Source organism: Bradyrhizobium sp. LA6.1 (assembly GCF_040547805.1).
GTDB classification, from domain to species: Bacteria; Pseudomonadota; Alphaproteobacteria; order Rhizobiales; family Xanthobacteraceae; genus Bradyrhizobium; species Bradyrhizobium barranii.
This window is the reverse complement of the sequence record NZ_JBEPQK010000022.1, coordinates 118,840-139,775: the sequence shown is the minus strand read 5'-3', so window position 1 is coordinate 139,775 and position 20,936 is coordinate 118,840. Positions and strand designations below refer to the sequence as shown.

Sequence of the window (20,936 nt, the reverse complement as noted above, 5' to 3'; positions counted from 1 at the left end):
GCGAGATGCAGGATCGCTAAGTCATTAGTATTGTTCAGTCGTGTCCAGTGTTGGAGATGGAGATCCTAGCACGCCATCGCTCTTCAAACGTGTCAGGGCCCTCTTTCAGTGCCAACGCTTGTGCATCGAAAGGATTGCCGGGCTTGTTAGCAATGAGGATACCTGTAGCTTCTCCGCGAGAACCGGGTTGGGGACGCTGCTCTGTAGGCCATTCCAGCAATGCTTTCGACAGCATGGGTTTGCCCGCGTACCAGCATTTTCGTCCGTCGATGATACGGTAGGACCACCATTGCCCTTGCGGATTTGGCGGCATTGCGGCGCTGCATTGTTGCTTGGCATGCAGGCTGGTCATTTCGAGCGATGAGAGCGCAACAATGCCAACGGTTAAAGAAAACGCTTGAAGCGGTTTGCTCATGGGCGCGCTCAATTGCCGTGTTGCTGCAATCGACTTACAGCAACGATCAAAGCAGGCCGCTCGAGAACTTCCACCAACTCTTCAAGGATACGCGCGTGATCCCTGGGATGGGGCCGAAGGAATTCTTCCAATATGAGTTGCGCGTCGCTAATCGCTTCCAGGGCTAATTGCTGATCAGTCATAACTACTTACTCATCAATTAGTTGCGCTAAGAAAGTCAGCGAAGGGTGAGATCAAGTCAGCTTTGAGGAATATCCCCGCTCTTCTATTCACTTTTTATTTCAACTCTCGCGGTGTCACCTCGGTCAATGTGCGAAATGATCCCACTAAGGCGTGTCGCGAGCGTAAGGGATCCCGGCGACTAAATAATCCGCTGCTCGATCCTCCTTCTTCCGCGCATCACCACCTGTTTCCTATCTCGCGGCGGCCGGAAAAAATCTGTTTTGCTATACACCGCCGCGATCCATTGATCTTATTGAATTGTTCCCGACCAGCCTTTCTCACGAACGGAGAGAGTGAAGCCCCGGCGCAAGAGCTAGGCCAGGGAAACCGTAAACTCGGAATGCCGTCGGGGAACGTAGGTAGGCGGCTTCGCCGAGTAAGGCATTTGGGCGGCCAGCTATCTCCACCGCAACTCCACCTGGTCGGGCTGGATCCCGGAACACAGTGACTGTATCGACAAGGTCTCTGATGGCTTCTGCGTCGCCGGTGACACTTTTCCCCGATGCTTCTTCAAGCCGATTGAGTTGCTCCTCATATCGTTTCAGGACGGCGGGATGCTGCGCGACTTCCTTTGAGGCAGGCGGTTCGTTCTGCAGCTCTTGGTATATCCTCTTTCGTTCGGCATCCAAGGCAGCCATGTCCGTTTGCGACCGCATCCACCAGGTGCAAAGGCCATTTTCGAGCTCAGGGCTGAGATGGTCTCGCAAGGGAGGACTCGGATGCGCCGTCGGCGCGATATTGTCCTCGAACAGCCGGGGCAGCCAATTTTGCGGCTGGAAAGACGGAGAGCTACGTCAGGGTCAAGCTGATGACCACCGTGCCAATGGCAACAGCTCTAATGTCCTAGTACGCGCCGGACGCAAAGCATTCTGATTTCGTTAGTTTGGTGTAGTTGCTCAGCACTCGGGGGATCAATGGAGCCGAGAGTCTCGATACTAAACTTCGTTTCCAACTCTGACGCCATGCAGATGCAAATCTTCGAGCAAGCGTCCGTCGAAAAGCCGCTTTGCTGCGCGCAACCGTTTCGGCACGCTGAGAGAAACTGCGGTCGCCATTCTGCAGCCGTGGCGATTGTTATAAAATTGACAGCAGCTATCGTCAGAGCAGGGAGAAACGCAGGCATTGCTTCGCTTCCTTTTTTAGTTTGCTGAGGGGCTGCTCTAATTTGAATCCATCTTTTTCGCCTCTACCAATACCCAGCTACTTGCGTAGTTGTCCCCTGAAGCGGAACCACAAATGACCGATCAGTGATAGGACTATGGCGGCCACAATTATCGGGAGCCAAATCGACGTGGTTATGATGAACAAGGAAACGATGACCACACGTCCAAAGACCGATTCGCTGACCGGATTCTTAAGACGAGCGAAATAGGCGTAGATAATAAAGATGGTGGCCGGCACCATCCACGCGGCGACAAGCACCAGTAACAGGTCAACAAGTTGGCTGGCATAATGGTGCATGAGCGCACCTCCTGACAGCGTCGGCGCGAATTGCTGTCACCGCTGCGAGAGATGCGGTGATTGTCGACGATAATTGGTCTTTGTTCGCGTTGGTGGGCATCTGCACGCTCGGCATCGCTGTCACGGCCGGTGCCCAAACTCTTGCGAGCCCGCAGCCTTCGATTCGCCTGAGCTAGGGCCTCTCAACGCGCGCTCGTTGAGATGGCTCGGGCAAGGGCTCGTCCAATGCAATCATAACCATCGGCGGTGTTGTGCAATCCGTCCCACGTTACAAGCTCGCTTTGCGCAACTCCGGCATTGATCGAGTTACGCATCAGCGCAAAACGAGAGAATAGCCCGACCCGTTCCTGCTTCGCGACATCGGCGATGATGCCCTCCATCGTTGAGTAGCTAGCGGAAGCGAGCACCTGTGGCGCATATTGCAGATCCATCAGCACGACATCGGCAGACCCCGCCTTAAGTGCCCTTACCCCTTCAAGAACGCTTCTTTTGAGCCCTTGGTCCGGCCGGCCACCCCAGGCGACGTCATTAGTACCTAATTGCCAGATAACGAGATCAGGCGTGTGCGCGAAAACGTCACGCTCGAACCGCGCGATGTTGTTCGGAATCGTATCGCCGACTCGACCGCTGTTGATGATCTCGATCGTGGCGTTGGATCTAAGCCTCGAGAGTTCTCGGCGCATCACCTGCGGATATGTGGCCGCGGACCGAAGTACCCAGAGCCCCACCGTCGACGATGATCCGATCGCGACAATCTTTAGCGGCTCACCAGATCTCAAACGCGCCGCCGTGCGGGGCAATTGTGCGCCCAGCGAAACATCCAAATTTGCAGCAAGGCATCTCTCGCCAGATGATGCCCCGTCCTGCGCTTGAGAGGGCGCTGTGCTCGACAAACCGACAATCACGGCAGCACCGATCGACGCTATTGTTCGAGCGGTTCGGCTTACGCATGGTAGAACAAATCGACCCATGTTCCCCAATAACTGGTGGATTCTCTCTTGACAACCCTTGGCGTCAAACGTCTGTTTTTGATTACAGATCGATTGAGGGGGCAGCGAGCAGCACGCATGAGTCCGGGGATAAGACAATGTGCGGCAAGCCTGTAGCGAAACGGTTGGTATTCCATATCGGTGGCTATGATCCAATCACGTCGCATGCCAGCGCGCAACGACGCTTTGTGCGCGAAATTGAGAGGTTCCAACGTACTTGGTCAGTGAAAGCGACCGTCGACGGTTCGCATGATACCGCCGACCAGATACAATGGAACGTGACGACAATCGGCCCCGATTGGCTCGTCGAAACCGATTACCGTCTGGTCCGATGGCACGATGTAATCGAGGTGTTCGGGGGTCGAGGCATCGGCTCACGCATTTCCGTCGGCATTCTTGCGTTTCTGGATTTCGTATTGGCCGGCACTCTTTGGCGTTACTTGCAGACCAATTGGCGCTACGCACTTTTCTTTCTCTATCCATTTGTCGCGTTCGGATTGCTCATCGCTGCCGCCTTTTTGACTGGCGTGGCTGCATTCAAGATCACCGGATCAATTCCCATTGCTACCGGTGGCGGCCTCTTCGGACTCGCAGCCGTGTTGGCGGGTCCGTGGCGCTGGCTGCACCTGGGCGACTTGTTCGACGATTGGATCTTTTCTTGCGAGTACATTCGATTCGGTATTTCGGAAATAGAGCAGAGGCTGGACAGGTTGGCCGCCGAGCTTGTGGTTGCGGCGAGCAACTCTGCCGCAGACGAAATTTTGGTCGTAGGGCACAGTCTTGGCGCCGTACTAGCGGTTGATCTACTTGATCGCGCCTTGAAGCTGGACCCTGCGCTCGGCCGGAAAAAGATTCCCGTCACATTCTTGAGCGTTGGATCATCCATACTCAAGATCGGCCTGCACCCGAAGGCAGTGCGCTTTCGCGGGGCGGTGGAACGCGTCGCCAATTCCCGCGCGATCTTCTGGGGCGACTATCAGGCCCTCACGGACGTGTTGAATTTTTACAAATGCCGGCCAATGGCCGAAATGGGCTTGTCGACAGAAAACGAGGCGACCGTCAGGGTCGTGAAGATTAGTCGAATGCTTAACGACGACATGTATCAACGCATCCGCTTCAATTTCTTCCGCGTGCACTGCCAGTTCGTCAGTGGAAATGACAGGCGAACATCGTACGACTACTTCATGCTCACATGCGGACCTATTTCAGCCAAATCCCAGACGCTCGCCCCGGATGGCGCTGTGTCGATGATCGCTGACGACGGAGGCCTTGTTGCGGGCGCGCCGGTGTCGGAAAGCGAACTGCTGGGAAATCCGGGCGCGGCAGCCTGATTCAAATGACGCCCACCATTTCAAAAGTCATCTTCGTTGCGTTGGTGATCGGCTGGTACCTCATACGCTATAAGTACGCGCGGCGTTCCCGCCGTGCGAGGGTTGTGCGGAGCGCTCGCGGCCCCCTGGAAACTGCGCTCCTGCTCATATCTCTTTCGGGACTCGGACTTGTGCCGCTCGCCTACGTAGCGACAGGAATGCCTCGTTTCGCAGATCACAGTTTTTATCCCTGGTTGGCTTGGCTGGGGTCTTTCTTTGCGATCGCGGCTTGGGGCGTGTTTCACCTGACACACCGTGCACTCGGCCGGAATTGGTCGATAAGTCTCGACGTGCGGGAGAACCATGAGCTTGTGACGGAAGGGATTTACCGGAGAGTTCGACACCCGATGTATTCGGCATTTTGGCTGTGGGCCATCGCCCAGGCATTGCTGCTGCCGAATTGGATCGCCGGTTTTGCAGGCATTGCCGGCTTCGGGATTTTGTTCTTTGGCCGCGTTGCAAGAGAAGAGCGAATGATGTTGCAGACGTTTGGCGACAGCTATCGCGATTATATGGCGCGGACCGGTCGAGTCTTCCCGTGGATACTCTGAGGTAGGTCCCGGCACGTCTCGACCTGTGGTACCCACGAGACTGATTTGGAACCAGACGCCTCAATTTGCGTGCCATTTCCGCAACATGCGGCAGAAAAAGCGGTCGGAACCGCGGACTCCCCGGTCTATTCGTTGGTGCCGTGGCGAGTGTCGGGTTATTCCTATGCGTGTCAGGTGAATCCAATCGTTCCGAACAATGGTGAGAACCGATGTTGAAATTCGTTGTCCTTGGAATCGCTTCTTTGGCTTTCGTGGGAACCGCAGCTGCTGCGGACCTGCCACGGCCTCAGCCGGTTGCCGTCGCGGCGCCGGTTGGCAAAGCTCCGATCGGCAAATATCCCGTGGGTAAGAGCCCCGTGGGCAAATACCCGGTCGCTGCCCCGGCTCCGTTGGTGACCAAGGGTTGATCTGACTATTCATTCGTACGCCAGCGGCGTTCGTTTGGGGTAGCAGATTACCTGTGGCATCGGATCTTGGATCCAAGAGGATTCGAAGATGGCGGGAGTGATTCGGAAATATCCGGGTCTGGGGCTTCTTGCAAAGGCCGCCATGCTGGCGGCCTTTGTAGGCTTGGGGGCCGGGATCAGTAGCGCGCAACCACTCGTGGCGCGTACCGACCAGCAGCAACGGGACGCTCTCCCCAGTTCGGCGATGAAGCATGCAGCGACCATGGCTGCTGCTACGCCGGCGATATCCGATGTAAAGCCAGCTCGAAGAGCTGCCGCCACGGGTCCCTACTACGTTGATTTTCGTGCCCGCACGGCGGCAACGTACGGTCATGCATTCGTCTGGTACGGAAAGACGGGCGAAAAGCAGGTCGAGGTCGCTGGTCTGGCTCCGGCCGGCGACGAGGTGCCCTATATCCTGGGACACATTATGTTTGTCCCTTCTGAGACGGGTGCGACCTACGGTGATCTTGACGAGCAATATCTGACGGCCAGCTATCGCGTCTATTTGTCTGAGGCAGACGCCAAGAAGGTCTTTGCTTATATCAAGCGCCAGCAGGAGTCTTCGCCGCTCTGGAATGCAGCAACGACAAACTGTACTGCCTTTATCGGCCGCATAGCGACGTTCATGGGCCTCAACGCTCCGTTTCATCTGCTAAAGCCTGAGGAATACGTCAACAAACTCAGAGAGCTGAACGGGGGACGAAAAACGGTGCAGCTTGAACCAGGTCGAGGCTAAAATCCTCGGATTGAGTTCATCCACTCTTCCTTGCGTCTGGATGGGTGTGAGGTCTTCAAGAAATTCAAGCGAGCTTGTTCTTTGAGGATGCGGTTCGATACGACCAACCTTCGTGCGCTGCCTCGCCTGGTTGATGAATAGGCCGGGAGATCATGGAACGTCCGTGGCGCTGCGCTGCAAGGCAGCTCCACCTCCGCTTGGTCGTGGCTAAGCTCTTGTTGGAAACCGTTCTGAGGGTGAAGTCCTCCTTGGCGTAGTTGAGGAAGGTTCGCAGAACTTGTCGTCGCAGACGAAGATCACGGCTTAGGCAATGGTTCTGTGTCGAGGCCGAGCATCGACATCAATCGACCAGTGCACGTCGCGTACACGGCAGGATAATAGATGCTCTCCGCGCCGGATCGAGATCTGTACCATCAGCACGCTTGTCGGCGCCGATGTTGATTCGCGATCATGATCGCGGTGTAGCCGACCTTTGCGGCGGTCACGGCGCGTAAAGCTGCGTGTTGTCAAGTCGACAAGGGCTCTCTTAGCTTTGTGGAAATGGAAGAGGTGAGTTCACTTCGCTCCTATTCGAGCGCGGTGGATCAGACGCTTTTTTTGAGCTAAGCCGTCTGAGCCGCCTGGAACGGCGCGGGCGGCGGCTCTCTTGCAGCATACTCAATGCCTGCAAGCTATCGCGCCGGTATTCGGGGGACGCGGATGCGGGTCCATATGATTGTTGCCGGCCTTATCCTAGCGATCATCGGGAAGGCCAGTGCCACGGTTGTCGATAAGGGAACCGACGCGCAAAAGTCTTGCGAGCTGCTTGTCAAGAACTCGCTTCGCAATCAGGACGAAGCTCGGTCCGCAGGCGCATGTGAGGGAATGATCGAGACCGCGATGCTCTTTTCGCCAAATCTGCCCGCTGACGTGCGTGCATGCCCCCCCGCGCAAGGCAGCCCTTTGCAAAGTGCGAAGGTTTTTCTGCAGTATCTTGATAACAATCCGGATCGAGTGAATGAACCGGGGATCACCGTCGCGATCGAAGCATTCAGGGATGCTTGGCCCTGCCGTGGGGACGGTGCCGGAACTGGACCGAAAAAGCGTGCCCCAAAAAAATCCAATTAGAACGCGTATCTGCTGATACTAATACTAGCCTTACGGTCCGCGATGTTCGCGTCCGACCTGATTGATTCGCAATGCACTACTGCCGAGGTGTGCGAGCTGAACCGCAGTGCACACCTCCACGACCAGCACTCAGCGCCTTATCGACGAGCGAAGCGAACCCTTGAGCCCCGATAACAGCGGGGCATTGTGCCATCAACGCCCGGGTTGGAACAGCATGACAATCCCCTGCCGCGTCCTGATGATCTATCCGAAGTTCGTTCCGAATTCGTTTTGGAACTATGCCGAGGCCTGCGAACTCGTCGGCGCGAAGTATCCAACGGCGCCACTCGGCCTGATCACCGTCGCCGCTATGTTGCCGAAGCATTGGGACATCCGACTCGTCAACCGCAATACCGAGGCGTTGACAGATGCGGACCTCGATTGGGCCGATCTTGTGATGATCGGCGGTATGCTCAACCAGCAGCCGGATGCCATCTACCTGATCGATCTCGCCCACCTGCGCGGCAAGCCAGTATGTGTTGGTGGGCCGGACGTCTCCTCCAGCCCGCATCTTTACGCGGACGCGGACTTTCAGGTGATCGGCGAGGCCGAGCATGTCATCGAGCAGTTCATCGCCGCCTGGGAAAGCGGCGAACGCAAGGGCGTGTTCATCGCCGAGAAATTCACGATAGATGTCACGCTGAGCCCGATGCCTCGCTACGATCTGCTCAACTTCGATCACTATCTATACATCGGCTTGCAGTATTCGCGTGGCTGCCCGTTCACCTGCGAGTTCTGCGATATTATCGAGCTGTATGGTCGCGTGCCGCGTACCAAGACCAACGATCAGATTCTCGCAGAGTTGCAGGCGCTCTACGATCACGGTTATCGCGGGCATGTCGATTTCGTCGACGACAATTTCATCGGCAACAAGAAGAACCTCCGCACCTTGATGCCGCGGCTCAAAGCCTGGCTGGAAGACCACGACTATCCATTCGAGTTCTCAACCGAAGCCTCGATCAACATCGCGGACGACAGCGAGTTGTTGCAGGCAATGAAGGATGCGAACTTCTTCGCGATCTTCGTCGGCATCGAGAGCCCGGATCCCGAGACGCTCGTGCAGATGAAGAAGAAGCAAAACACCAGGCGCAACATCGCCGAGTGCATTCACAAGATTTACGGCTACGGCATGTTCGTCACCGCTGGCTTCATCGTCGGGTTCGATAGCGAAAAGGCCTCGATAGGACAGGCGATGGCCGACCTCATCGAGGAGGCGAGCATTCCAGTCTCCATCGTTGGACTGCTTTATGCGCTGCCTGGGACACAGCTTACACGGCGGTTGGCCGCGGAAGGCCGCTTGCACCAGGGCCATGACCTCATGAATGTCGAGCAGACGGGCGATCAGTGCACGCTCGGATGCAATTTCGATACTAAGCGTCCGCTTCGTGACATCCTTGCCGATTACAAGGCCGTGCTCGGGCACGTCTACAGTCCGGCAGCATATGCAGGACGGCTGTCGCGTCTCGCCGCCATGCTCGACCGGTCCGACCGACGCCGCGACCTGCCGGATGGCGACGTGCGCAAGAGGCTTGGCGGCATCGACAGCGTACACAAGATCATGCGGGCCCTGCCGAAGGTTCGCGAGCCGTTCTGGAAGACCTTCGTCGAAGTCGCGGAGACCAATCCGGGCGCGCTACGGTACATCGTGATGCTGATGGCGTTGTACATGCACCTCGGGCCGTTCTCGGAACGCGTGATCGGCGACATTGACCGCCGCATTGCCGAGCTGGACCATGTACCTCCACTAAGGGCTACCGCAGTCAGTCAAGTGCTACCTCCAGCGACGGTGTAGCCACAGCCACTGATCGGGATATTCGCGGATCCAGCCCTCGATGACCGATGTGACCGCCTGCATCGTTCCCTGAATGTCAATTTGTCCGGCGGCATCGCGGACTGGCTTCACTTCTTCAGACAGTTCGCCACGAAAGCGCTGTACGGGCAGACGGATGACGCGCACACCATGAATCGGGCACTCAATCTGCCGCAGCAGTCGGGCAAGCATCGGATTGGCCCTGGTCTTGCGGCCGAAGAAAGTAACCTCGACGCCGTTGGTCAGATACTGGTCGACCAGCATTCCAACGTGCTGGCCACTTTTAAGGGCCTCGGCAAGTCTTAGGGGCGCATCACGACCCGCGGGAATGAGCGTGCCCATTTTCACGGCGCGCATATCCTGGATGATGCGGTCGGCGGACGCGATGTTGGGTCGGCGATACAGGATCGCAGTATCCAACCCGTGCGCGACGGCTGCCAGGGCCGGAAGTTCCCAGTTAGCGAGATGACTCGCAAAGATCAGCGCCGGTTTGCCGTCGAGCCGCAGCTGCGTAAACAATTCATATGAGCGCCTGTCGATTTCGATGCTGCTATCCTCGGGTCGCGCGGGATCGTAGTTCCAGATGTGATCAAGATGCGCGAATTCGGCGCCGACTCGACCGAGATTGTCCCAGACGCCTGCGAGAATGGTCTCGATCTCTGCAGGCGATTTTTCCGGAAATGCGGCGGTTAGATTGGCTCGACCGGTCTTTTGCTCCCGCATCATGGGCCCGATTGAGCGAGTGATCCGAGCGAATAAGTTGGCGGTCTTGGTTGGATCGAAACGGCGAGCGGTACGCAGTATTCCGATCGTCAACGCGCCCACCGCCGCTTGCCCCAGGGGCTTGGTCACGTCGCGAAGTTGGGGCCTGGTCCGCATTGCAACGACAACCTTGGCTTACACTTTCGGCTTTCCACGGGCTTCAGCGCGCATCATCATACCAGCGATACACGATGCGATCAAAGACACCGACGAGTTGCGCAGGGCGCGCCTCTCGAGTCCGCCTGCAACGGAAGATGAATCGTGCGGGTTCGATCGAGTGCTTCGCGCGTGACAATGAGCGTACTGAGGCGTAGGGTGCAGTCCAATCGCGACATGAGCTCCGAAGCCGATTGAGACGTGAGCAGCCGAAGCGACACTTCGGAGCTCGGGTCCTCGCTAGTTCTCAAGCCAGACACTCATGCCCGGCTCAAGGTCTGTCGACTCTCCCTTGGGATCGAGGCGTAAGCGCAGCGTATTGCGGTCATGATGACCGATGACACGCTCTGCCTGCCAGGTGGCAAAGTAAGCGTTTCGGGGCCGTCGGGGCAAAGGCGACATTCAACGTCTGGAGTGATTTCCAGCTTCTGTCTGATCTTCGGATGCTAGCCGGGGAAGTCGCGGAACTCCTTGACGAGATTGAACGGAAGTTTCCACCCGGCGCCTCCCCCGCGCATCAGCATCTTGATGTCTTCCGCCCTGTTTTCTTTTCCGGTTTTCGGATCGGTCTCCAGCGTGTGGCCTTGGCTGTCCCAAGGTTTGCTCGCGCTCTTTGAATAGTAGCCGAGAAAATGGCCGGATTCATGGGCAGACGTGTTAGGCCCGCGTTGCGAGCTGATGAAGGCAAGGTCCAGCCCGCGAGGAAACGAGCCATTGGCGAGGCCGCCATTGGACCAAACCTTATCGACGCAAAAAATGGTTAGATGGGCGCCCTGAACTTTGTGTTTGACGAAGATGCCCTTCAGTTTTTCGACGTCAATCACATCGGGAAAGGTCGCCAGGCTCGCATCCTTCATGCCAGTCGCATTGGCGATCTCCTGTTTGATGGCAGCCTGCGAGTCGTCGATGACCAGCCAGTCGCTTGGCACCCGCTCGAAGTGGATGTTGGCCTGCGGCCTCCATATATTGTTCATCGTCAGCAATTCATCTTGCTCGTTGCAGGGCTTCTTGGCGTGAAACGCCGGAGCGCCGCCACTCCCCGGAACCATGACATTGCGGAACGCCACCTTGATCTTGATTTCCGGTAGCACCACGACATAGAGCTTGGCTTCGATCTTCCGGCCGGCCGACCGGGCCACCACCTCCAGGCCGGGAAAACCAATCGGCTTAATCCGGCCATTGATTTCGAAAAACCGTGCATCGCCATTGAAGGTAGCGGGAATTGACGCCGCCCTGAGCTGCGGATCGATATCGGGTTTGGAGAAGGTTTCTCTGGCCTGCATGACGCGTCTAAGGGTATCGGCGCCATCGATCTCCTTGATCCCGAGGGCATGGGCGTTCGGATCGACTTTGAGCTTTCTTCCGGGATCGATCAGCGCCACGATGTTGGAGCCGCCGAACGGCACCACCATGCCCGGCGGGCTGCGGCGCTCATCGATGCCGGAGCGGCGGAAAACCTCTTGAAAGGCGGCCATGTCTGGTTCTCCTGTCTCAGTTCGGTCCGTCAACGCGAAATTTTGCGCGCGGAAATGAGAGCCTCCTTCGGCGGCGGGAAAACAATCTGGCCGGCCCCCGCGGCGAGACGCAGAAAATTTCGGCGGCGAAGTTTCATGGCCAGTTCCTCCGCAAAAATTTGGCACGGACGGCAATAGGCGTAGCCTACCCCGCTTTCCGGAGAGCGCGGAAGGCCAATCAATGTCCGCTAATGGCCCTGTTGAGGGCGCCCGCACCTCGCCTTTGAACTTCCCCGACCGCTCACGTCACTACTAGTCATAGCCGTGGTGGGAGCCGACGCTCCCTCCAGTGCTTAGCTTTGGGCAGGCCACGCCAGCAACGGGAGAAATTGCCATGGGACGCGCGCCGCAGCCACTGCCGCAATACACGCCGCCGGGCCCGGTGGAACAGATGCCGAATATGGCGACGCAACCGCAGTGCTCTGCGCTTGCCAAGGTTCACAGCGCCGCCGTCTTTCCCTACGTGGCCAATGAAGTCGCGACGTCCCGTACCGAGGTCGGCCATCTCGGTGTGGACGTCAGTCTGGTCCCGCCGGCCGGCATCTGCCAATATCTCATCATCTGGGATTTCGGCGTCGACTGGCGGCATCTCAAGAACATCGCCAAGCGCGATCCGCTGTTGGCGGCGCAGCTCATCCGATTCGAGACCGACAAGTCGTTGCAGTTCCAGATCGTCGGATACAGCGACAGCACCGGCGGCGAACGGAACAACAGCTTCCTGCGCACGGGCCGGGCCAAGAACGTCTTTCACCTGTTCGGCCCAAGCGCCCGCTCGCGCGTCTTCTCCGTCAAGCCCGCCTCACACTACGAGTATCTGAAGGACAACACGACCGTGATGAACAGGGCCGCCAATCGCGCTGTGGTCGTCGAAATCTTCGGCGGCGGCGGCGTGACGATCTAGCCACCTTCCACAACGCGAACGGAGGGGCAGGCGGCTCCTATTAGTGCAGTACAGCGTTTCAGCGCTTGCGGGGCCTAGCCGGACCACTATTGCTCGACCACGCAAGGGAGGTAGGTCATGCCACTGACCGAAGGCGACGTCCTGGACACACTCAGTGACTCGGTAGCGCTTGGCATCGAGTTCTACGTCGACAAGATCCATATCAAGGGCGAATACTTGACGACAGTTCGCGATCACATTCGTGCCGGCAATATATTGGTGAAGGGCGGCACTCAGGATCTCGCCTTCTACGATCAGGTTACGGATGTTCTGTTGACGCAGAAGAAATCGCCGCCCGCAAATGATAGCGATCGGGCGCTGCTCCTGCATGAGTGCGTCCACGCCATGATCGACGTCTATGATCCTGACGGCGCTGTTACGCGCCACATGGGCGAACTGGCGGCCTACCTCACTCAAACCACATATAGCGTTCGCAAGAATCCCTCGTCTAACCGCAACGGCACCGCCCCCTGGGACAAATTCTGGGGCGACCTCTACGCCACGGTGCGCGCCAATAAGCTCGACACCAGCGCGGGCAACGGCGTCCGGATCCCGTCGGCGACGCTCGAAAATCTGCGCCGGCAACTCGCAGCGCTGCCTTTTGTGAACTATGGAGATTTCACAAAAGAAGCGACGGGCGTATCGGATGGGCTGACCCGCAGGAACTTATTTCTGTCGAGCGATGAACCTGTGTCGATGCGATCATCGAGCGTTTCCCACGAAACTTATGTTGATCCGAGCGACGACTATTTGGTGCGCACCCTGATGGAGGCCTACGCGAGCGCCGATGTTAAAGGGTATGGCAGCCGACTGCGCCGGCTACGTCGTGATTTTCTCTATTGCTCGCTGTCTCGCGCCCATGAGCTCCGGAAGAGGTTTTCGGTGCGGAAGCGTGGAGACCGGCTCTCCGAACTGTTTCACGATCGCCTGTCGCATGGCGGCCGCGCAATTTTTCTCCGTGTGCTTGCGCTGCGAAGCTGACCAGCACGCAAGTCGGAAAAATACTTTTGAGAGGAAGAATGCGCGACCGCACCGCGTCGAATGCTCGGCGTGTCGGTGCTTCAGTTAAGTAGACTCCCGACCACTCCCTTGCAGCGGGTTCTAGTCCAGGTGCCTTGCGCGCAGATCTTGAAGGTCCTTTTTCAATGCCACAAGATCCAGCCCGCGAGGAAAAGTGAGGCGTCCAGAGCGGATCACGAGCCGGATGTACGGATAGCGCTCCTCGGCAAGCATCGGAGAACTGATTTTGTATTTGTGCCAATCTTCAACGATGTGTGCCTGTTGCTCGACGTTGTATGAGTCCCAGGAATCGCCCGGCGTGTACTCGTAGCCGGAACCGATTGTCTGCGCCCAGAAGGAGCGCGCCATCGTCCAGTTTGAATCGTTGAACGCCTGCCACACATGGGTCATTTCGTGCACGAAGAGGTCGCAAATGCGGCCGAAGTCGTCGCACAAGAGACCGAAGGTGGGGCTAGGCGATGCCAGGTTACTGAACGCGACACTGCCAAGATTGATGGCATACCGCATGCTCGGCACCATGGGATTGCTCCCCCTGAAGAACGGTCCATCGTTCGTCCACGGTCTTCCGCCTGCTCCCAGGCCATTGGTAATCGCAATTGTCTCCCACGGCGGCAGCGTCGGGCCAAAAACGTTGCGCGCGAAATCCCGTTCGCTCACGTCCAGCACGCGCGCGAAGTCGGGTCGGCTTCCTTCACATGCCGGCGGGGTCGGAGCCGCTGGGGTGGGCGCAATCGGTGGAGTGGGCGCGATCGGCGGGGGAGGCGGCGTACCTGGCGGCAGATAGATGAATCCCCCTCGCCATCCACCTCTCCCGCCGGTCGTACCGGAGGAAAACGCGAAATTCTGGCGATCGGGCGACATCGCGCGGCAGCCTACATACTCGGCCAGGTACCAGTTCACCTGCCTTGTGGCTTGTTGGAAATCGCGCTGCTTGACGAGCTTGATGCCCGGAAAATTGAACTCGATGAGGTCCCAGGGTCGATGCCGATCCGCTTGGCGAGGGATATCCAGGTCTCGCCTGCCGTCACCGCATGCCGGATTCCCGCGGGCGGTACATAGCTTTCGACGACGGGCTTCAACGGCCTTTCCTGGTTCGGCAATGTAAGACCTCGCCCGCTGATTCCTGCGGAACTACGCGTTCTCGCCACCAATACTTATTCGTCGCCGCTACCTCGAGGCGGTTCGATAGCTCCATTCATTCGGGTTACCAACGGGCAGTCGCAGATCGAAGAGCCTCATTCGTAGGTTGGAGGCGTCGACACGAAGCAATGTCGAACGAGCGATATCCGCTTTAGCGCCGGCCTTTTGACTTCGAGCCGAGCAGGTCATGCGTGCCGCTGATGCTCACGGTTCCGGAGCACTCGAAACCGCCGAAAATCCCGCAGGAGCCGGTGACCGTAACGCGCAAGTCTTTGCGCTGGTACATGTCGACCGAAATGCCAACGCGCGAAAAGTCGTTCGCGCTGTTCGGCAGGATCAGATCGATGTGCTCTGCGGCCCATTGCGGTATATGCTTGTTGCTCTTCCAGAACAGCTCATTGCCGGCGTGATGCACGAAGTTCGGCCCGACCGTAAGGGCGCCGTCCACGCCTTCGAATACGAAGCCTGTTTCGTCGATGTGCACGTTCACCCGATCAGGTGCTACGGCGAAATGCAACGAGGTGATGTCCTGGGGCTGCGGGTCCTTGCCGAATTGCGAGCTGTAGGCGTCGCTCCATTGTCCGCGGTCGCGCCCGAGCCCGAAGCCATGGCGGCCCGGGAGATCCCGCGTTGAGAGCGGCCTGTCCGACAGCTTTGGGCGCCAGATCTCCCGAAACCCCTTGCCGATCGTTGCCGCCATCGACAGATCGAGGGCCCAATGCGACGCTTTCTCCGGGCTTTGCCCTTCGGCGAAGGCGTCGAATCCGTCCGTCGTCTTGGCAATGCGCAGCTTCTTGATCAGCTCTTCCCAGTCCTTGGGCAGGAAGGTGACCCCGTCGAGCGTGGTCGTCGCGGCAGCGACACCATACTTCTCGAGCTGGTGTCGGATGTAGGGCTTCTCGTCATAAAGGCGCACATCCGGGTTGGGGCCGGCAAAATAATTCTTCAAATCGATCTGCGGCCGCAGCATGGTCAGTCGTGCCGCGATCTTCCGGTAAGTGTCGGTCGTCGTCGGATCGGTCGTCGTCATGGGGCGCACTCCGAGGCAATCCTCGCCCCAAATTGGTCTCGCCCGGACGGGTTCGGGTTCAATGCCGGCTCGTTCGACCAAGCTGCTGCCCGGCCCAGGTTATTCGAATTCCTGTCGCGCCGATGCAATGACTGTTTGAACCTGCTGATCGGAAACGGCGACCACCAACCGTGGGCTAGTGCGAACAACGAGGACGATCAAATGTCACTGCGAAGCAGGGTGTTGGACGTACTCCATGGCCCGGCGGTCGCACGCATGCGCTTCCGGTTTCCGATCCGCGGCAGCCATGTGACGATTGCGCCGCAAACGTTCCATCACGTCGCCCGCGCGATCCGGTTGGGGCAGGTCACCGTCAGACCTCCGACGGATCTCGCGGCAGGCGTTGCTGCACAATACAACGATGTCGCGAGAACCAGGGCGGACGGCACGGCGGTTGCGGCGAACACGCTGGAGGTCGTGTCGGCGGCGGGGCGGCTGGACGAGGCCTATATCGTCCACGAGAGCCTGCATGCGGCATACGATCTGTTGCGTACAGGCCTTGATGCCAATGCCGAAGAGGCGTCTGCCTACGTCTGCACGGCGCTCTATTGCCGCATGACGGGCCTGCCCCGCCCTCGCTGGGCCAACGGGCCGATCTACGCCAATGCCGCAGAGGTCGCCCGAACGCTGCTGTCCCAGTATCAGAAGGGCGATCCCGGGATTCCCTGGGTCGGCGAGCATGAATGGAAGATGCTGCGTGCAGGTGTTGGCCTTGATCCGGTCTATGCCAGCGGACCCGGTGGTATTCTCACGGGATGGCTCCTCGGCCAGCAATATACCCACGACGGCTAGAGTGCCTGGGGCCGCATCCGTTTCAGGAATTGGCAGGAGCCTCCAACTCCTGCCTTTCATGCCAAAGGAGCCGCCACACTTGAGCGCGTCACGCGACCAGCAGGCCCAGCTTGCCGACCATCGCAAGCGAGCGCTGAACGCTTTCTCGTGTCGACAGCAATAACGGCTCGGCAGGCTGCCCGGCATTATCCTTCTGGTCTATCCGGATGGTCGGGCCGAATTTTTCCGTCATTTCAGCCGTGATCTGGTCGATGGTCCGCGCTCCGTCGAGCAATTGCAGGAAATCCCTGGTCCGGTCGTCCTCCAACTGCACCGTTTGGTGGAGGAGGTTGGTGACGAGCGGACCTGTTTGCGCTTGCCTTCGCGCGAGCAGGCTCGCCTGCGGATGCTCGGTAGCTTCCTTCAACAAAAAGGGACGCGACAGCAGGAACGAAACCTCGCCGCTGCAAGCCAGGATGAACATCGCCTCCGTCAACACCTTTTGGTCACCATCCGGCCGCCGGTCGCCCAGCAGCGCGCGGGCCCCATCGAGCAGCTCGTCGAATGATAATGCTCGCGGCCAGGCCCGGCCCAGACATAGATGCGCGGCCTTCAAGAGCGGATTGGTTACCGTGACCCTGCTGCCGTCCTGGTTCTCGAATTCCATCGCGGAATCGTCGGTCACGCAGGCGTCGGGGTCGACCGGGTTGGTCGTGCTCAGCAAATGGAACCGGGTGACGAAATCGAGGTCGACCTGGCGGGATAGCGAAATGCTGTCGTGGCAGAGCAAGGTGCGCCGAAAGCCGTTGCCGTCGATGAAGTCCTGATATTGATCGCGCGCCATGAACTCGCTTTCGGGGAAGCGCTGCAGCGTCGCGCGAACTTCCTCGGAATAGCCGGCAAGATAGCGTCGTGAGAAATCAGCATCGCCCAGATATTGCAGGCCATGGCGGCTTGCGTCCTCGGCGACCTCATGCAGCAGGAACGCCTCGGCGCCATCATCGAGATCGTCGTGAAACAGAAGCTCGTCGGGGGACTTGAGGACGCGGTTGTACTGGTCGCGCATAACTGCGCCGTGCACCGAGTTGGCCTTCGAGCCGTCGCTCAGGAATTTCAGGATCGCGCGGGCCTGTCCGACCTTCTCCTTCATGCCGGTGAGACGGCGGGTGTGATACCGCATCATGTCGCGGACCATGTCGCGAAGATGCGAGAACGGGTGCGCATTGTAGCTGACGTAGCAGACCCCGCGGGGAGCCAGGTTCTGCTTGAAGATCATCATCATCTTCTCGCGCACCGCCGGCGGCACCCAGGAATACACGCCATGCGCTAAGATGTAGTCGAACTCCCCGAAGCCTGCGTCGACATTCATGATGTCGCAATGGAGGAGCTTGATGTTGCTCAGGCCCAATGTGGCGATATTTCTCTGGCCGCGCTCGATCGTCACGCCGCTCAGGTCGACACCGACGAATTCGCTGCTTGGATATTGAAAGGCCATCGGCAACAGGTTGCCGCCAACGCCGCAGCCAAGCTCCAGCACCCGGCAATGCTCCACCGGCGCTGACTGCATGCCGTAAACGGCGGCAATGGTAGCAAGGTGGTTCGGATGAGTGAGCCCGTAGACGTGGCCGGGGTAGTAGACCTCGTCGTACGGCGTGGGACCGGTGTTCGGGGGGCGATGCTCGGTTTGAATGTTCATCGTCCTCAATTCCACGAATATGCGAACTTGTCGTTCTCGATCGAGACCCGCGCTTGCTTGATTTCTTCCTTGGCAAGCGACTTGCTGAGGAACTCGCGCGACAGCTCCGGGAGCAGGGTGTTGGTGATGATGTTGTCAATCATTCGCCCGCCGGAATCCGGGTCGTTGCAACGTGACACAATGTGCTCCACGACCGCGTCATCGTAGTCGAAGGACGCGTTATGATTGTCGCGGAGGCGTCGTCCGATCCGGTCGAGCTGCAACCGAACGATCCCGGCGAGCATCTCGTCGGATAGCGGGAAGTACGGTATCGAGACGATGCGTCCGAGCAGCGCTGCAGGAAACACCTTCAGCAATTCCGGCCTCAGCATCTTGGCGAGCTCTTCCGGCTCGCTGCGATACTTTGGATCGCGCGAAAGGCCCATGATCAGATCGGTGCCGACGTTGGTGGTAAGGATGATCAAGGTGTTCTTGAAGTCGATCCGCCGCCCGTTGCCGTCCTCCATGGTTCCCTTGTCGAACACCTGGAAGAAGATCTCGTGGACGTCGGGATGAGCTTTCTCTACCTCGTCGAGCAGGATGACGCTGTAGGGCTTGCGCCGGACAGCCTCGGTGAGCCGTCCACCTTCGCCATAGCCGACATAGCCGGGAGGTGCACCCTTCAAGGTCGAGACGGTGTGCGCTTCCTGGAACTCCGACATGTTGATCGTGATCATGTTCTGCTCGCCGCCGTAAAGGGTCTCGGCAAGTGCCAGGGCGGTTTCGGTCTTGCCCACGCCGGACGGACCAGCCAGCATGAACACGCCGATCGGTTTCGACGGGTTGTCAAGCTTAGCGCGGCTGGTCTCAATTCGCTTGGCGATCATCGTCAGCCCATGAGACTGGCCGACGACGCGGCGGTTGAGGATCTCCGGTAGCTTCAGCACGGTTTCGATCTCGTCGCGCATCATCCGGCCGACCGGGATGCCGGTCCAGTCAGAGACAACGGACGCCACCGATTGCTGGTCTACATGGGCATAGACCATCCGCTTCTCCGGATGGATGCTCTCAAGTGTGTCGAACTTGCCGCGCAACTCCGCGCGCCTGACAGCCGGATCTTCGCCTTCTTTGGGCTGGGACAGAATCTCTCGGATGCTCCGGATGTCCTTGACGAGTTCCTGCTCTGCGGCCCAATCGGCTTCGAGGTTCGTCAGCTTGTCCTTCAGTGCCGCAATGTCGTTGTCGATCGCCGTGATGCGGTCGCTGTCCTTAAGCCCAAGATCGCTGTCGCTGACGAGTGCCGATTTCTCGGCTTCACGAGCGGTAATCGCAACGCGTGCATCCTCGATCAGGGCTGGCGTCGCGCTCTGGCTGATGGCCACGCGCGCCGAGGCGGTATCAAGCAGGCTGACCGCCTTGTCCGGCAACTGCCGTGAAGGAATGTAGCGGTGGGACAGGTTGACCGCCGCGACGATCGCAGCATCGGAGATGCGAACGCCGTGGTGCTTTTCCATCGGGCCGAGAAGTCCGCGCAGCATGATGCAGCAGGTCTCCACTTCCGGTTCATCGATCTGGATCGGCTGGAAGCGTCGTGTGAGCGCGGGGTCTTTCTCGATATACTGGCGATATTCTGCCCATGTGGTGGCGGCGATCGTGCGCAGCGTGCCACGGGCGAGAGGGGGTTTCAGGAGATTGGCCGCATCACCGGTGCCGGCCGCGCCGCCGGCGCCGATCAGTGTATGGGCTTCATCGATGAACAGTATGATGGGGGTGGGTGAGCTCTGGACCTCGTCGATCACCGAGCGCAAGCGCTGCTCAAACTCACCCTTCATGGAAGCACCGGCCTGCATCAGGCCGATGTCGAGCGCACAAAGCCTTACACCGCGGAGCGGTGGCGGCACGTCGCCGGCGGCGATTCGCTGGGCGAATCCCTCGACAACTGCGGTCTTGCCGACGCCAGCCTCGCCGGTAAGAATTGGATTGTTCTGCCGCCGTCGCATCAACACGTCGACCAGTTGGCGGATTTCTTCGTCCCGGCCAAGGATCGGATCCATCTCACCTGATTTGGCCTTGGCGGTGAGATCCTGGGAGAACCGGTCGAGCGGCGTCGTCCCCTTGGGACCCGCTTGGGCCGCGCCTTCCGTGCCTGCGCCGACCAGGCCCGAACCGTCCATCGGCCGCATGGTTTCCTCGTCGGAGCCGGCCCAGACGTTGCGGCGCTCCGCGGCGAGTGCGTCGACGTTGACCTTGGCGAATTCCTGCGAGAGGTTGTTCAGCGTCCGACGAATATCGTTCGATTTCAGGCCCGCCACGAGCAGATGACCGGTGCGGATCTGGGTTTCGCCAAAGAACAGCGTGGCATAGTGCCAGCCCCGATCGAGCAGGTCGATGACCGGATTGGCGACGCCCGGCATGTCGGTTTCGTTCTTACGAAAGCCATTGATCACGCCGGCAAGGTCCGACAACAAGCGTGCCCGGTCGAGCTTGTAATGATCGACCGAGAGGCTGAGATCGTTGCGTTCCTGCTGCAGGATATGAAACAGCCAGTGCGCTAGCTCGACGTTGCGATTGCCGGCGCTCTTTGCGTGGCGCAGGGCCTGTATGAAGGCATCATAGCCGGCCCGGTTCAGCTTGCCCGTTACAGCCTCAATGCTGATGTCGGTCACGGCGGATCCTCCTGCTTAATCCATCCGCGGATGCCTGGCATCAAGCGGAAATTTCATCGAATCCCATAGCTTTA

At 58.8% G+C, this 20,936-nt stretch carries 19 protein-coding genes; 9 read left to right on the top strand and 10 right to left on the bottom strand.

Annotation, left to right across the window (positions count from 1 at the left end; genetic code table 11):
* Window positions 1-34 precede the first annotated feature (34 nt).
* The 4 genes from ABIB99_RS37745 to ABIB99_RS37730 form a co-directional block, all read right to left on the bottom strand.
* Window positions 35-415 carry a hypothetical protein gene (locus tag ABIB99_RS37745; RefSeq protein WP_225005345.1) on the bottom strand — a complete coding sequence of 127 codons (381 nt, stop codon included), beginning with the start codon at window positions 413-415 and terminating at the stop codon, window positions 35-37.
* 8 nt (window positions 416-423) lie between these two features.
* The gene (locus ABIB99_RS37740; RefSeq protein WP_247303764.1) at window positions 424-597 is read right to left on the bottom strand and encodes a hypothetical protein; all 174 of its coding nucleotides are present in this window, start codon (window positions 595-597) and stop codon (window positions 424-426) included.
* Between the two features lie 1,240 nt (window positions 598-1,837).
* Window positions 1,838-2,098, bottom strand: a complete 261-nt coding sequence (locus ABIB99_RS37735) for a hypothetical protein (RefSeq protein WP_071911332.1) — start codon at window positions 2,096-2,098, stop codon at window positions 1,838-1,840.
* A gap of 182 nt (window positions 2,099-2,280) precedes the next feature.
* Window positions 2,281-3,003 carry an SGNH/GDSL hydrolase family protein gene (locus ABIB99_RS37730; protein WP_354076942.1) on the bottom strand — a complete coding sequence of 241 codons (723 nt, stop codon included), beginning with the start codon at window positions 3,001-3,003 and terminating at the stop codon, window positions 2,281-2,283.
* A 182-nt stretch (window positions 3,004-3,185) separates the two neighbouring features.
* On the opposite strand from ABIB99_RS37730, the gene ABIB99_RS37725 reads away from it, so the two are divergent.
* The 6 genes from ABIB99_RS37725 to ABIB99_RS37705 all read left to right on the top strand — a co-directional run bounded on the left by ABIB99_RS37725 (window position 3,186) and on the right by ABIB99_RS37705 (window position 9,131).
* Window positions 3,186-4,418, top strand: a complete 1,233-nt coding sequence (locus ABIB99_RS37725; RefSeq protein ID WP_354180710.1) for a hypothetical protein — start codon at window positions 3,186-3,188, stop codon at window positions 4,416-4,418.
* Window positions 4,419-4,423: 5 nt separating this feature from the next.
* A complete protein-coding gene (locus tag ABIB99_RS37720) occupies window positions 4,424-5,008 on the top strand; it encodes a protein-S-isoprenylcysteine O-methyltransferase (protein ID WP_354120275.1) in 585 nt (194 codons plus the stop codon).
* Window positions 5,009-5,217: 209 nt separating this feature from the next.
* Complete coding sequence (locus ABIB99_RS44545; RefSeq protein WP_071911340.1) at window positions 5,218-5,415, top strand: hypothetical protein; 198 nt, start codon at window positions 5,218-5,220, stop codon at window positions 5,413-5,415.
* 88 nt (window positions 5,416-5,503) lie between these two features.
* Window positions 5,504-6,193: a hypothetical protein gene (locus ABIB99_RS37715; protein WP_063981798.1), complete on the top strand. Its 690-nt coding sequence runs from the start codon at window positions 5,504-5,506 to the stop codon at window positions 6,191-6,193.
* 660 nt (window positions 6,194-6,853) lie between these two features.
* Window positions 6,854-7,300, top strand: coding sequence for a Rap1a/Tai family immunity protein (locus tag ABIB99_RS37710; protein ID WP_247303753.1), 447 nt, complete (start codon window positions 6,854-6,856; stop codon window positions 7,298-7,300).
* Between the two features lie 214 nt (window positions 7,301-7,514).
* Window positions 7,515-9,131, top strand: a complete 1,617-nt coding sequence (locus ABIB99_RS37705; RefSeq protein ID WP_354180774.1) for a B12-binding domain-containing radical SAM protein — start codon at window positions 7,515-7,517, stop codon at window positions 9,129-9,131.
* Here ABIB99_RS37705 and ABIB99_RS37700 read toward each other — a convergent pair.
* Together ABIB99_RS37700 and ABIB99_RS37695 are read right to left on the bottom strand one after the other, a co-directional pair.
* Entirely contained in the window at window positions 9,111-10,028 is a 918-nt protein-coding gene (locus tag ABIB99_RS37700) for a lipid A biosynthesis lauroyl acyltransferase (protein ID WP_354180709.1), read from the bottom strand. The genes ABIB99_RS37705 and ABIB99_RS37700 overlap by 21 nt on opposite strands.
* Window positions 10,029-10,513: 485 nt before the next feature.
* Window positions 10,514-11,542, bottom strand: coding sequence for a hypothetical protein (locus ABIB99_RS37695; protein ID WP_354180707.1), 1,029 nt, complete (start codon window positions 11,540-11,542; stop codon window positions 10,514-10,516).
* A gap of 373 nt (window positions 11,543-11,915) precedes the next feature.
* On the opposite strand from ABIB99_RS37695, the gene ABIB99_RS37690 reads away from it, so the two are divergent.
* Both ABIB99_RS37690 and ABIB99_RS37685 read left to right on the top strand, forming a co-directional pair.
* Window positions 11,916-12,482, top strand: coding sequence for an OmpA family protein (locus ABIB99_RS37690; RefSeq protein ID WP_354180705.1), 567 nt, complete (start codon window positions 11,916-11,918; stop codon window positions 12,480-12,482).
* A gap of 117 nt (window positions 12,483-12,599) precedes the next feature.
* A complete protein-coding gene (locus ABIB99_RS37685) occupies window positions 12,600-13,502 on the top strand; it encodes a hypothetical protein (RefSeq protein ID WP_354180703.1) in 903 nt (300 codons plus the stop codon).
* A gap of 120 nt (window positions 13,503-13,622) precedes the next feature.
* Here the strand turns inward: ABIB99_RS37685 and ABIB99_RS37680 are convergent, their stop codons facing one another.
* On the bottom strand, window positions 13,623-14,207 hold the full coding sequence (locus ABIB99_RS37680) for a hypothetical protein (protein WP_354180701.1): 585 nt from the start codon (window positions 14,205-14,207) through the stop codon (window positions 13,623-13,625).
* A gap of 625 nt (window positions 14,208-14,832) precedes the next feature.
* Entirely contained in the window at window positions 14,833-15,711 is an 879-nt protein-coding gene (locus ABIB99_RS37675; RefSeq protein ID WP_167770483.1) for a hypothetical protein, read from the bottom strand.
* A gap of 201 nt (window positions 15,712-15,912) precedes the next feature.
* Here ABIB99_RS37675 and ABIB99_RS37670 point away from each other — a divergent pair, with 201 nt between their 5' ends.
* Window positions 15,913-16,542 (top strand): hypothetical protein, encoded by a 630-nt coding sequence (locus ABIB99_RS37670; RefSeq protein ID WP_071917287.1) that lies wholly within the window; start codon window positions 15,913-15,915, stop codon window positions 16,540-16,542.
* A gap of 88 nt (window positions 16,543-16,630) precedes the next feature.
* On the opposite strand, the gene ABIB99_RS37665 is transcribed toward ABIB99_RS37670, so the two are convergent.
* Both ABIB99_RS37665 and tssH read right to left on the bottom strand, forming a co-directional pair.
* Window positions 16,631-18,217 (bottom strand): methyltransferase regulatory domain-containing protein, encoded by a 1,587-nt coding sequence (locus ABIB99_RS37665; protein WP_354180698.1) that lies wholly within the window; start codon window positions 18,215-18,217, stop codon window positions 16,631-16,633.
* Window positions 18,218-18,222: 5 nt separating this feature from the next.
* Window positions 18,223-20,862: a type VI secretion system ATPase TssH gene (gene tssH, locus ABIB99_RS37660; protein WP_354180696.1), complete on the bottom strand. Its 2,640-nt coding sequence runs from the start codon at window positions 20,860-20,862 to the stop codon at window positions 18,223-18,225.
* Window positions 20,863-20,936: the final 74 nt, after the last annotated feature.